Below are 12764 nucleotides of genomic sequence, written 5' to 3' on the forward strand. Positions count from 1 at the left end.
CGCCCTTGACCCCGCCGATACCGAAACAAGGGATAGGATAAATTTGCGAAAAACCAGTTGACTTGGAATTCATCATAGAAGGTCGGGTTGGCCGGAACGACGTAACCCGACAACGTTGGCCTGGAGCGGCGTGGCTCGCTTCGGCCAACATTGTCGGATTACGCGTCCCGCTAATCCGACCTACGTCACGCGTCTTAATTTTTCATCATCGAATCATGCATTTCACTCTTTACTCCCGCAGTTATTGCCATTTGTGCCAGGACATGCTGGACGCCTTGCAGGCGCTCAACGATCCGGCCGCGCCGTTCACCGTCGAGGTCATCGACGTCGACGCCGACGAGGCCCTGGTGGCCAAGTACGACGAGCTGGTGCCGGTCTTGTTCGGCGACCTGGAGCAACCCGAGTTGTGCCACTACTTCCTCGACGCCGACAAGGTCGGCGCGTATTTGCGGCAGGACCAAGCTCCGCTATAAATGCATTTAAATCAATATTTACATCCTTGCAGCCCGGCGTCCGCCTTAAATCTGGCTGAAATTGCACCCCGCCAAGCCCGCAGGCGTCATAACACGGGCTTTCTACTCTGAAATCCGGTAAAATGGGAGAATCGAAAAAGCTTCTGTTTATCGCATTCGCTTCTGTCGCTTCAAAGGCGCTCGCCTGGGGCTCAACGCCCCGCTCGGAGCGCTTTTTTTATCATTGTGCGGAGTTCGCTCCGGCGGTGGTCCCCGATCAGCAGTGCCGTCTTTCATACTTCGCATTTATATTTGTTAATGAACAACATACGCAATTTCTCCATCATCGCCCACATCGATCACGGTAAGTCGACCCTGGCCGACCGCATCATTCAATTGTGCGGCGGCCTGTCCGACCGCGAGATGGAAGCCCAAGTGCTCGATTCGATGGATCTGGAGCGCGAACGCGGCATTACCATCAAGGCGCAGACGGCGGCGCTGCAATACAAGGCCCGCAACGGCGAAATCTACAACCTGAACCTGATCGACACCCCGGGCCACGTTGACTTCAGCTATGAAGTGAGCCGCTCGCTGTCGGCGTGCGAAGGCGCGCTGCTGGTGGTCGACGCCTCGCAGGGCGTGGAAGCGCAGACCGTGGCGAACTGCTACACGGCGCTGGACCTGGGCGTTGAAGTGGTGCCGGTGCTGAACAAGATCGACTTGCCGAACGCCGACCCGCCGAACGCCATCGCCGAAATCGAAGACGTCATCGGCATCGACGCGACCGACGCCGTGCATTGCTCGGCCAAGACCGGCCTGGGCGTCATCGACGTGCTCGAATCGCTGATCCTGAAGGTGCCGCCGCCGAAGGGCGACCCGGAGGCGCCGCTGCAGGCGCTGATCGTCGACTCGTGGTTCGACAACTACGTCGGCGTCGTCATGCTGGTGCGCGTCATCAACGGCACCCTGAAACCGAAGGAAAAAATCCTGCTGATGGCTAGCGGTTCGGTCAACCTGGTCGAAAGCGTCGGCGTGTTCTCGCCGCGTTCGGTCTCGCTGCCGGCGCTGTCGGCCGGGCAGGTGGGCTTCATCATCGCCGGCATCAAGGAATTGAAGGCCGCCAAGGTCGGCGACACCGTCACCCTGGCCAGCCGCCCCGCCAAGGAGCCGCTGCCGGGCTTTAAGGAAGTGCAGCCGCAGGTGTTCGCCGGCCTGTTCCCGGTCGAGGCCAACCAGTACGACGCGCTGCGCGACTCGCTGGAAAAATTGAAACTGAACGACGCCGCCCTGATGTACGAGCCGGAAGTGTCGCAGGCGCTGGGCTTCGGCTTCCGCTGCGGTTTCCTCGGCCTGTTGCACATGGAAATCGTGCAAGAGCGCCTGGAGCGCGAATTCGACATGGACCTGATCACCACGGCGCCGACCGTGGTGTACGAGGTGGTGTTGCGCGACAACAGCCTGATCCGCGTCGACAACCCGTCCAAGATGCCGGACCCGTCCCGGATCGAAGAGGTGCGCGAGCCTATCGTCACCGTCAACCTGTACATGCCGCAGGAATACGTCGGCTCGGTCATCACGCTGTGCATCGCCAAGCGCGGCGTGCAGCTGGACATGGCCTACCACGGCCGCCAGGTCAAGCTGGTGTATGAAATGCCGATGGCCGAGATCGTGCTGGACTTCTTCGACAAGCTCAAATCGACCTCGCGCGGTTACGCCTCGATGGACTACGAGTTCAAGGAGTACCGCGCCGCCGACGTCGTCAAGGTCGACATGCTGATCAACAGCGAGAAGGTCGACGCGCTGGCCATCATCGTGCACCGCTCCAACAGCCAGTTCCGCGGCCGCCAGGTGGCCGCCAAGATGCGCGAACTGATCCCGCGCCAGATGTTCGACGTGGCGATCCAGGCGACCATCGGCGCCAACATCATTTCGCGCGAAAACGTCAAGGCCTTGCGCAAGAACGTGTTGGCGAAATGCTATGGCGGCGACATCAGCCGCAAGAAAAAGTTGCTTGAAAAGCAAAAAGCGGGTAAAAAGCGGATGAAGCAAGTGGGCTCGGTCGAGATTCCACAGGAAGCATTCTTAGCAATTTTACAAGTGGACGATAAATGAGCCTGCAAGTCATCTTAGGAAATTTCGCATTAATCTTGTTCGTGTTGATGGTCCTGACCGGCGTGATTTATTTTCTCGACGTGTTCTACCTGGCGCGCCAGCGCCGGGTCGCCGCCGACCGCGCGCTGGCCGACTTCGACTCGCGCAACGCCAAGTTGACGGCCGAGGGCGTCAAGATCGAGCACGGCACCAGCCGTTCGACGATCGAATCGGCGCTGCTGCGCCAGCCGACCTGGGTCGAGTACTCGGGCGCCTTCTTCCCGGTCATCGCGCTGGTGTTTTGCCTGCGCTCCTTCCTGTACGAGCCGTTCAAGATCCCGTCCTCGTCGATGGTGCCGACGCTGGTGGTGGGCGACCTGATCCTCGTCAACAAGTTCACCTACGGCATCCGCTTGCCTATCCTGAACAAGAAGGTGATCGAGGTGAACGACCCGCAACGGGGCGACGTGATGGTGTTCAAATATCCGCGCGACATCTCGCAGGACTACATTAAGCGCGTCATCGGCGTGCCGGGTGATAAAATCACCTACGAGAACAAGCGTTTGACGGTAAACGGCAAGGCGGTCACCTACACGCCGCTGGACGATTACCTGGACGACGAGCAACCGGTCTACCACAAGCAGTTGCAGGAAAACCTGGCCGGCGTGCCGCACCGCGTCCTCAACGACGACGTCGCGCCGACGCTGAACCTGAACCAGGTCCACGATTTCCCGAACAAGGAAGCGTGCAACTACAATGAAGACGGTTTCACTTGCGTCGTTCCAGAAGGTAATTATTTTATGATGGGCGACAACCGCGATAACAGCGCCGACAGCCGTTACTGGGGTTTTGTGCCGAACAAGAACATCGTCGGCAAGGCCATTCTGGTCTGGATGAACCTGAGCAACCTGAAACGCATTGGCGGCATACAATAATCGAACAAGGGGAAGCGCATGGATCGGATCGCACCATACGGCGGCAAGCAACAGGGCATATCACTGGTCGGACTGATCTTCGTGCTGGCCATCCTGGGATTTGTCGGCGTGCTGGGCTTGAAGGTCGTGCCGACCTATATTGAATACCGGGCCATTTCGAACGGCATCAAGCAGGCCAAGGCGGCCGGCACCACGGTGCGCGCCATCCAGAACGCCTTCGACCAGAACGCCAGCGTCACGTATATCGACTCGATCAGCGGCAAGGATTTGATCATCGGCGCCGAGAACGGCGAGGTCGAAGTGAGCTTCGCCTACGAAAAACGCATTCCGCTGATGGGGCCGGCGAGCCTGGTGCTGAACTATACCGGCACCACCGCAAAGGGCGTGCCGGCCGTCAAGCCCGCCGAATGATCCCCAACACCATACAGAACCGACAATGAATCTTCAGTTATTGCAAAACCGTTTAGGCTACACGTTCCAGGATGCCGGCCTGTTGCAGCAAGCCTTGACGCACCGTAGCCACAGCAGTTTGCATAACGAGCGGCTGGAGTTCCTGGGCGACTCGATCCTGAACTGCGTGGTCGCCTCGATCCTGTACGAGCGCTTCGCGGCGATCGACGAGGGCGACCTGTCGCGCCTGCGCGCCAACCTGGTCAAGCAGCAGTCGCTCTACGAAATCGCCCAGAAGCTGGAGCTGTCGCAGTTCCTGCGCCTGGGCGAGGGCGAATTGAAGTCGGGCGGTTTCCGGCGCCCCTCGATCCTCGCCGACACGCTCGAGGCGCTGTTAGGCGCCATTTTTTTGGACGCCGGCTTCGACCCCGCGCGCGACGTCATCCGCGCCTTCTACATTCCCATCCTCGACTCGGTCGACCCGCAAACGCTGGGCAAGGATGCCAAGACGCTACTGCAGGAATTTTTGCAGAGTAAGAAAATCTCGCTGCCGCAGTACAACGTGGTGGCCACCCACGGCGCCGCGCACAGCCAGGAATTCGAAATCGAATGCCTGGTGCCCAAGCTGGGCATCCAGGTCTACGGCCGCGGCGGCAGCCGCCGCGCCGGCGAACAGGCCGCCGCCAAACTGGCGCTGGACGTGGCCGAACAGGCGCTGCTGAAGTCGCCGGCCGCGGCCCGCAAGGCCAAGCCGCGCGCGACCCAGCTGAAACTGGCCGGCATCGCCACGGTCCAACACGAAGGCGCCGCCGCGGCGCCCGCCAAGGCCGCCGACGGCAAGCCGACCACCATTGCACTTCACACTAAACAGAATCGACACTAGCATGACAGCCACTCCTATGCCCGCCAACTTCCGCTGTGGCTATATCGCCATCGTCGGCCGCCCGAACGTGGGCAAATCGACCTTGATGAACGTGCTGATCGGCGCAAAAGTCAGTATTACCTCGCGCAAGGCCCAGACCACGCGCCACCGCATCACCGGCATCCAGACCGTGGAAGACGCGCAGTTCATCTACGTCGACACGCCGGGTTTCCAAACGCGCCATTCGAACGCGCTCAACAAGACGCTCAACAAGACCGTCACCAATACCCTGGTTTCGTCGGACGTGATCCTGTACGTGATCGAGGCCGGCACCTTCGGCCCGGCCGACCAGCAAGTCATGGACCTGCTGCCGAAAGAGGTGCCGTGCATCCTGGTGATCAACAAGTCCGACCGCGTCAAGGACAAGGCCGTGCTGCTGCCGTTCGCGCAGAAGATCGCCGCCATGCGCGACTTCGCCGCCATCGTGCCGGTGTCGGCCAAGCTGCATTTCCAGCTGGAAGGGCTGCAAAGCGAGATCAAGCGCTTCATGCCGGAAAACCAGCCGATCTTCGGGCCGGACGACATCACCGACCGCAGCGAGAAGTTCCTCGCCTCCGAGATCGTGCGCGAAAAACTCTTCCGCTTCGTCGGCGACGAACTGCCGTACACCAGCACCGTGCTGATCGAGAAGTTCGAGCAAGAGGGCGACCTGCGCCGCGTCTTCGCCGCCATCCTGGTCGAGCGCAACACCCACAAGTCGATGATTATCGGCGACAAGGGCGCGCGCCTGAAGGAAGTGTCGACCCAGGCCCGCCTGGACATGGAGAAACTCTTCGGCGGTCCGGTGTACCTGGAAATCTGGGTCAAGGTGAAATCCGGCTGGGCCGACAACGAAGCCGGTTTGCGCGCCTACGGTTACGAGTAACACGGCAACAACGCTGCGACGCGCATGAACACCAACACGCTCGACGCCGAAGAAGTCAGCGCGCCGGCCGCCGCGCCGGCGCCGCCACCCGCCGTCGCGCCCCCTGCGACGACGGCGCCGGCGCCTGCGGTCCGGCGCGGCCGGCCGCCGCAGCGCGACGGCCGCGTCAGCAGCCAGCCCGGCTTCGTGCTGCACAGCTACCCCCACAAAGAAACCAGCCTGATCGTCGACCTGTTCACGCGCGAACACGGCCGCGTGGCGTTGGTCGCCAAGGGCGCCAAGCGGCCGCACTCGCAACTGCGCGGCGTGCTGCAAACCTTCCAGCCGCTGTCGACCGGCTGGACCGGCAAATCCGAGCTGCGCATCCTCACCGGCGCCGAATGGGTGGGCGGCATGCTGCCGCTGGAAAAAACCGCGCTGTTGTGCGGCTTCTACCTCAACGAGTTGCTGGTCAAGCTGCTGGCGCGCGACGACCCGCACCCGGCCTTGTTCGACCACTACGTCGCCACGCTGAACCAGCTGGCGCACAACGAACCGCCGCCCATCGTGCTGCGCAAGTTCGAACTGGCGCTGCTGAAGGAAACCGGCGTCGCCGCCGACCTGACGCGCTGCACCAGCAGCCGCCAGCCGGTCGAGGCCGACCGCCTCTATGTGGTCGACCCCGAGCGCGGCGCGCGGCTGGAACGCGCCGCCGACGCCTGGCCGCGCGTCAGCGGCAAGACCCTGCTCGACATGGAGCGCGAAGACTACGCCGACCCCGCCACGCAAAGCCAGAGCAAGCAGCTGATGCGCTTCCTGCTGGCGCACCACCTCGGTGGCGCGCCGCTGAACACGCGCCAGATCCTGATCGACCTGATGCAGTTATGATGTAGTTTTCAACCCGACCCCCACCATGAGCTTCCTGCAACCGTCCGGCCCGGTCATCGACCTGGGTGTCAACATCGACCACGTGGCCACGCTGCGCAACGCCCGCGGCACCGTCTACCCGGACCCGCTGCGCGCGGCGCTGCTGGCCGAACAGGCCGGCGCCGACGCCATCACCCTGCACCTGCGCGAAGACCGCCGCCACATCCGCGACGCCGACGTTATCGCCATCGCGCCGCGACTGATCACGCGCATGAACCTGGAGGCGGCCGTTACCGCCGAGATGATCGACTTCGCCTGCCGCATCAAGCCGTCCGACGTTTGCCTGGTGCCGGAAAAGCGCCACGAGGTGACCACCGAGGGCGGCCTTGATGTGGTGCGCTATTTCAAGGAAGTGCAGGCCGCCGTGGCGCAACTGCAAGGCGAGGGCATCCGCGTCAGCCTGTTCATCGACGCCGACGAGGCGCAGATCGCCGCCGCGGCCGAAGCGGGCGCACCGGTCATCGAACTGCACACCGGCCGCTACGCCGAGGCCGACGGCGCCGCCCAACAGGGCGAACTGGAACGCATCCAGGCCGGCGTGCTGGCCGGCGTGCGGCGCGGCCTGAAGGTCAACGCGGGCCACGGCCTGCACTACAGCAACGTCCAGGCGATCGCCGCGATCCGCGACATCGCCGAACTCAACATCGGCCACGCCATCGTCGCCCACGCCGTCTTCGCCGGCTGGGAAAACGCGGTGCGCGAAATGAAGGCCATCATGGTTGGCGCGCGACTGGGGGCAACATGATTTACGGCATCGGCACCGACATTTGCAAGATTCCCCGCATCGAGGCGGCGCTGCAGCGCCACGGCGAGCGCTTCGCCAACAAGATACTCGGGCCGCAAGAGCTGGAAAAATACCACGCGCGCAGCGCCAAGAACGCCGTGCGCGGGCTGCGTTTCCTGGCGACCCGCTTCGCCGCCAAGGAGGCGTTTTCAAAGGCCGTCGGCCTGGGCCTGCACATGCCGATGACCTGGCCGGCGGCGCAAATGCTGAACGCGCCCAGCGGCAAACCGATGATCGTATGCAGCGGCGTGCTGGAAGAATTCATGCGGCTGAACCGCCTGACGGCGCAAGTGACCATCAGCGACGAAGCCGAGTACGCGGTCGCCTTCGTCATCGTCGAGCAGGCGGCGTAAAATTAACATCCGGGGACAGACCACGATTTCCGAGAAAGTATTTCCCGGAAATCGTGGTCTGTCCCCGGTTTTGAGAGTCGAGCAATGACCGAAGCAAGCATTCCCGAAACCGGCGCCGCCGGCCCGCGCGCGCAAGTGCTGGCCACCGTCGCCATGCTGCCCAGCCTGCCCGGCGTGTACCGTTATTTCGACGCCGCCGACGCCGTGCTGTACGTCGGCAAGGCGCGCGACCTGAAAAAGCGCGTGTCGAGCTACTTCCAGAAAAACCTGGCCAGCCCGCGCATCGCCATGATGGTCGAACGCATCGCCCGGCTCGAAACCACGGTGACGCACAGCGAAGCCGAGGCGCTGATCCTGGAAAACAACCTGATCAAGACGCTACAGCCGCGCTTCAACATCCTGTTCCGCGACGACAAGTCCTATCCCTACCTGAAAATCACCGGCGGCGACACGCCGCGCATGGTTTACTACCGCGGCGCCATCGACAAGAAAAACCAGTACTTCGGCCCCTTCCCCAGCGCCTGGGCGGTCAAGGAGTCGATGCAGATCCTGCAAAAAGTGTTCATGCTGCGTTCCTGCGAGGACAGCGTCTACGCCAACCGCACCCGGCCCTGCCTGCTGCACCAGATCCACCGTTGCAGCGCGCCCTGCGTCAAGGCGATCAGCAGCGAAGACTACCTGATCGACGTTGAAAACGCCGCCAAATTCCTGCGCGGACGGCAAGGCGAGGTGATGGCCGACATGGAGGCGAAAATGCACGGCTACGCCGCCGAACTGAAGTTCGAGCAGGCGGTGGTGGTGCGCAACCAGATCGCCGCGCTGTCGCGCGTGCTGCACCAGCAAAGCATGGAAACCAGCGGCGACGCCGACGTCGACGTCATCGCCGTCATCGTCCAGGGCGGGCGCGCCTGCGTCAACCTGGCGATGGTGCGCGGCGGGCGCCACCTGGGCGACCGCGCCTACTTCCCGAGCCAGTTGAACGACGCCGCCGCCATCGCCGAAGCACCGATCGAAGTCGAAGTACTGATCGCCTTCCTGGTCCAGCACTACACCGAAAAATTCATCCCCGGCACGCTAATCCTGAACATCGAATTCGACCAGCCGGCGCTGATGCTGGCCCTGATGGAGCAGTGCGGCCACCGCGTCAACCTGATCTTCCAGCCGCAGGGGCAACGGCGCCAGTGGCTGGAACTGGCGCAGAAGGGCGCCGAGATCTCGCTGGCGCGGCTGCTGTCGGAGCAGGGCTCGCAACAGTCGCGCACGCGCGCGCTGGTCGAGGCGCTCAGCCTCGATACCGACGACATGGAAACGCTGCGGGTGGAATGCTTCGACATCAGCCACACCCAGGGCGAGGCGACCCAGGCCTCGTGCGTGGTGTTCCACCACCACGCGATGCAAAACGGCGAATACCGGCGCTACAACATCAACGACATCACGCCCGGCGACGATTACGCGGCGATGCGCCAGGTGCTGATGCGGCGCTATGAAAAAGTGGCCAACGGCGACGGCGTCATGCCCGACGTGGTGCTGATCGACGGCGGCAAGGGGCAAATCGAAATGGCGCGCCAGGTCTTCGCCGAACTGGGACTCGACATCAGCCTGATCGTCGGCGTGGCCAAAGGGGAGGGCCGCAAGGTCGGCCTGGAGACGCTGCTGTTCGTCGACGGCCGCGCCGCCCAGGAACTGGGCAAGGAATCGGCGGCGCTGATGCTGGTGGCGCAGATCCGCGACGAGGCGCACCGCTTCGCCATCACCGGCATGCGCGCCAAGCGCGCCAAGACGCGCCAGACTTCGCGCCTGGAGGAAATCGAAGGCATCGGCGCCAAGCGGCGGCAGAAGCTGCTGGCCCGCTTCGGCGGCCTGCGCGGCGTGGTCGACGCCAGCGTCGAGGACCTGATGTCGGTGGAAGGCATCTCCAACCAGTTGGCCGAGGAAATCTACAAGCAGCTGCACTAGAGCGGCTCGCGCGAAATACGCCGCGCGCCCTAGGCTAATGCGCGTCAGCCATGTAGACTAGCGAAGCAAAACTTAACTCATCAGCCGGTCGATTTTTTTACCCTATGCCTTTTAATATCCCCATTTTATTGACCTGGTTGCGCGTGGCGCTGATCCCGCTGGTGGTCGGCGTGTTTTACTTGCCGACGCTGTGGCTGCCCAAGGTCGACCAGAACCTGGTCGCCACCCTGGTGTTCATCGTCGCCGCCATCACCGACTGGTTCGACGGCTTCCTGGCGCGGCGCTGGAACCAGACCTCCGCCTTCGGCGCCTTCCTCGACCCGGTCGCCGACAAACTGATGGTGGCCGGCGCCTTGTTGGTGCTGGTGCAGCTGGACCGCGTCAACGCGGTGCTCGCCTTCATCATCATCGGCCGCGAAATCGCCATCTCCGCGCTGCGCGAATGGATGGCGCAGATCGGCGCCTCGAAATCGGTGGCGGTCAGCTCGATCGGCAAAATCAAAACCGCCGCGCAAATGACGGCGATCCCGCTGCTGCTGTTCCACGACGTCCTGTTCGGCGCGGTCGACACCCACGTCTGGGGCGAGCGCCTGTTGTGGATCGCCAGCGTGCTGACGGTCTGGTCGATGTTCTACTACCTGCGCCTGGCCTGGCCGTTGATCAAGGAAAAGGCCGGCAACCTCGAATAAGCCGGCAACTGCGGCGCCGGCCCCGGTTTTTTGCGCAAAGGCATTTTCTCATTGCCTTGTAAATAACGTTTGCAATGAAACCCATCGTCATCAGCGACTCCTTGTCAATTGTCCGCTTACAAGCGGTTGACAGTTGCGCGCAATTCATTCCCCATATGCAGTCCCCGACAACGCGTCGAGGCGTTGTCCGTATGGATGCCCCTGCGGCAAAAAAGTGATCCTCCCTCTTTAGGGGCGTCTGGACTCAGCCCGCCGCCGCAAGGCGTTGTGGTTTTCTTTGGGTCTGAGTATCCTGTGCGGAAATCATGGTTTATAGTTTATATACTTTGATCATTGACAGTGGCGGTGGATGATCTATAATGCTGGCCTGTTGTTGATGACGCGGAAGTAGCTCAGTTGGTAGAGCGCAACCTTGCCAAGGTTGAGGTCGAGAGTTCGAGACTCTTCTTCCGCTCCAGGTTTTTGGAGCCCGTCAGCAGCAGAGAGTAGGAAAGTAGCACTAGAAAGGTCGTCAAGGTTCTGTTAGAATGTTGTTCCTAACGCGGAAGTAGCTCAGTTGGTAGAGCGCAACCTTGCCAAGGTTGAGGTCGAGAGTTCGAGACTCTTCTTCCGCTCCAGTGAATGCTGGTTGGTGTAGTCGGCGGTAAATAGCAGTGCCCAATGCGGAAGTAGCTCAGTTGGTAGAGCGCAACCTTGCCAAGGTTGAGGTCGAGAGTTCGAGACTCTTCTTCCGCTCCAGTGAATACTGGTTGGTGTAGTTGGCGGTAAATAGTGGTCCCAATGCGGAAGTAGCTCAGTTGGTAGAGCGCAACCTTGCCAAGGTTGAGGTCGAGAGTTCGAGACTCTTCTTCCGCTCCAGAATTCTGAGGGAAGCTTGACGGCTTCCTTTTTTGATGTGCTAGTAGTCCCTCTGGCGAGGTAGCAAAGAGGTTATGCAGCGGCCTGCAAAGCCGTTTAGACGGGTTCGATTCCCGTCCTCGCCTCCAAGAATTCGCAGTAAAGAAAAAGCCCGCTTCCGAGTGGGCTTTTTTCGTTCTGTGCCATCTCTGTCGTGCCAGTCGCGCCGACAGCCGGTGCGGCGCCTGAGCGCGCGATCGCCTTACGACGACGGCGCGATCCAGGAAACGGCCTGTAGGGTGTACGCGGGCACAAGTTCCACGACCTGCATATGGCTCGGCCGTCGCCGCAGACGTACGCGCAGCCGTTCGGCAGACGCGTTCGCGGCACTTGCTCGACGCCCTGCAGCGCTGGCTGTGCGCCGCCCTTGACTCGCTCTCGCGTAAGTCGTACACGGCGGCGGCCATTCTGTACTCCTTGGACCTGTGTGAGCTGCAGCGTCGCGCGGGCCAGGCCGATGGTGCGCGGGGCCTTACCTCCCAATTGCGCGATGCCGGCAAAGACATGCTCGATTCGGGCGCGGGTCTTAGCAATGCGCTTGTTGCGCCGCTCTTGGGCACCCGAGATCGGTTTGTCCTGACTCCCTTTTCGCTGGATCTGCATGCGCCAGCCCTGTTTGCCCAGGCGTTCTTCTCGCTCACCGTTGACGTAGCCCTTGTTGGCAAAGATGTTGCAGTTCGTGTTGGCCGGGTCCAGCACCTCTTTGAAGTGCAGCGTGTCGTGCTCGCTGGCCGTGCTCACCTTGATCTTGCGCACCAGCTTGTAGCGCTTGTCGGCATTGCAGAAACCTTGTAGCCGAAGTAGGACTTGCCGTGCTTCTTGGTCCATCGCGCGTCCATGTCCTTCTGGGGGCGCTTGGCCGGGTTCCATTCGATGGGCATGGCGCCTTTCTTCACCAGCGCCGTCTCCTTGATGCTCAGCGACTGCTTCGGCGCCTGCACGATGCTCGCGTCGGCCATCTGCCCGCCGCGCGATATAGCCATGCTTACCCAGCCGCCGCTCACGGTCTCGAAGATGCTCTCGCTGGCGCCGGCCGGGATCAGGCGCTCCTTGAAGGTCCAGATCGTCGTCTGGTCCGGTATCTGGCTGCTCGAGCGCAGCTCGACGAAGCGTTGGAAGCTCAGACGGTCAAGTAGCGGGAATTCCATCTGTTCGTCGCTGAGGTTGAACAACTGCTGGTTCAGCAAGACACGGACCATCAGCTCGGTGGGGAATGGGGGCGACCGCCGCGCTCGCGGCTGGGGCGCGGAGCGGCACGGTCCACTTCCTCCGCCAAGGCGACGGTGCCGACGTGCTGCTCCATCACCCGCAGCGCATAGCCCAGCTTGTTCAGCTTGGCTTCGCGTTCTTGGTTTCGATCATGAGGGAGGGAGTCAGAATCATAGCGTTATACGCATCTCCCGCGCCGATTAACACGGCCCCGAAAAACGGCTCTATGCCGTTTCGTGTGGAACTTGACATCTAGTACCATAGCGGGCACTGCCATTTTGAAGACGAAGAACGCCTGATGAGTATTGCCGTTGA

Annotated in this window: 11 protein-coding genes, 5 tRNA genes and 1 pseudogene; 16 read left to right on the forward strand and 1 reads right to left on the reverse strand. The window is 61.9% G+C overall.

What is annotated here, in order from left to right; translation table 11 throughout:
* The first annotated feature begins 215 nt into the window (after window positions 1-215).
* The 16 genes from ACFDR9_RS24755 (at window position 216) to ACFDR9_RS24830 (ending at window position 11329) form a co-directional block, all read left to right on the forward strand.
* Window positions 216-473, forward strand: a complete 258-nt coding sequence (locus tag ACFDR9_RS24755; RefSeq protein ID WP_409032682.1) for a glutaredoxin family protein — start codon at window positions 216-218, stop codon at window positions 471-473.
* A 297-nt stretch (window positions 474-770) separates the two neighbouring features.
* The gene (gene lepA, locus ACFDR9_RS24760) at window positions 771-2564 is read left to right on the forward strand and encodes a translation elongation factor 4 (protein ID WP_017876442.1); all 1794 of its coding nucleotides are present in this window, start codon (window positions 771-773) and stop codon (window positions 2562-2564) included.
* Entirely contained in the window at window positions 2561-3478 is a 918-nt protein-coding gene (gene lepB, locus ACFDR9_RS24765; RefSeq protein WP_026132820.1) for a signal peptidase I, read from the forward strand. The genes lepA and lepB overlap by 4 nt, the downstream gene beginning before the upstream one ends.
* A gap of 18 nt (window positions 3479-3496) precedes the next feature.
* The gene (locus tag ACFDR9_RS24770; protein ID WP_017876440.1) at window positions 3497-3889 is read left to right on the forward strand and encodes a DUF4845 domain-containing protein; all 393 of its coding nucleotides are present in this window, start codon (window positions 3497-3499) and stop codon (window positions 3887-3889) included.
* Between the two features lie 25 nt (window positions 3890-3914).
* The gene (gene rnc, locus ACFDR9_RS24775; RefSeq protein WP_051068276.1) at window positions 3915-4751 is read left to right on the forward strand and encodes a ribonuclease III; all 837 of its coding nucleotides are present in this window, start codon (window positions 3915-3917) and stop codon (window positions 4749-4751) included.
* 1 nt (window position 4752) lies between these two features.
* Window positions 4753-5655 carry a GTPase Era gene (era, locus tag ACFDR9_RS24780; protein WP_026132819.1) on the forward strand — a complete coding sequence of 301 codons (903 nt, stop codon included), beginning with the start codon at window positions 4753-4755 and terminating at the stop codon, window positions 5653-5655.
* 24 nt (window positions 5656-5679) lie between these two features.
* Window positions 5680-6522, forward strand: a complete 843-nt coding sequence (gene recO, locus ACFDR9_RS24785) for a DNA repair protein RecO (protein WP_409032683.1) — start codon at window positions 5680-5682, stop codon at window positions 6520-6522.
* A gap of 25 nt (window positions 6523-6547) precedes the next feature.
* Window positions 6548-7306, forward strand: coding sequence for a pyridoxine 5'-phosphate synthase (pdxJ, locus tag ACFDR9_RS24790; RefSeq protein WP_017876436.1), 759 nt, complete (start codon window positions 6548-6550; stop codon window positions 7304-7306).
* Window positions 7303-7698: a holo-ACP synthase gene (gene acpS / locus ACFDR9_RS24795; RefSeq protein WP_017876435.1), complete on the forward strand. Its 396-nt coding sequence runs from the start codon at window positions 7303-7305 to the stop codon at window positions 7696-7698. Before pdxJ ends, acpS begins: the two co-directional genes overlap by 4 nt.
* Window positions 7699-7782: 84 nt before the next feature.
* Window positions 7783-9654, forward strand: a complete 1872-nt coding sequence (gene uvrC / locus ACFDR9_RS24800; RefSeq protein WP_017876434.1) for an excinuclease ABC subunit UvrC — start codon at window positions 7783-7785, stop codon at window positions 9652-9654.
* A gap of 104 nt (window positions 9655-9758) precedes the next feature.
* Complete coding sequence (gene pgsA / locus ACFDR9_RS24805; protein ID WP_026132818.1) at window positions 9759-10343, forward strand: CDP-diacylglycerol--glycerol-3-phosphate 3-phosphatidyltransferase; 585 nt, start codon at window positions 9759-9761, stop codon at window positions 10341-10343.
* Between the two features lie 381 nt (window positions 10344-10724).
* Window positions 10725-10800: transfer RNA gene (locus ACFDR9_RS24810), tRNA-Gly, on the forward strand.
* Between the two features lie 84 nt (window positions 10801-10884).
* A tRNA-Gly gene (locus tag ACFDR9_RS24815) sits at window positions 10885-10960 on the forward strand.
* 45 nt (window positions 10961-11005) lie between these two features.
* Window positions 11006-11081: transfer RNA gene (locus ACFDR9_RS24820), tRNA-Gly, on the forward strand.
* Window positions 11082-11125: 44 nt separating this feature from the next.
* Window positions 11126-11201, forward strand: a tRNA-Gly gene (locus tag ACFDR9_RS24825).
* A gap of 54 nt (window positions 11202-11255) precedes the next feature.
* Window positions 11256-11329 (forward strand) — tRNA-Cys (locus ACFDR9_RS24830).
* A 301-nt stretch (window positions 11330-11630) separates the two neighbouring features.
* Here ACFDR9_RS24830 and ACFDR9_RS24835 read toward each other — a convergent pair.
* Window positions 11631-12573, reverse strand: a pseudogene (locus ACFDR9_RS24835) (IS5 family transposase); the annotation flags it as partial.
* Window positions 12574-12764 lie beyond the last annotated feature (191 nt).

The organism is Janthinobacterium sp. CG_23.3, assembly GCF_046115965.1.
Lineage (GTDB): Bacteria > Pseudomonadota > Gammaproteobacteria > Burkholderiales > Burkholderiaceae_D > Janthinobacterium.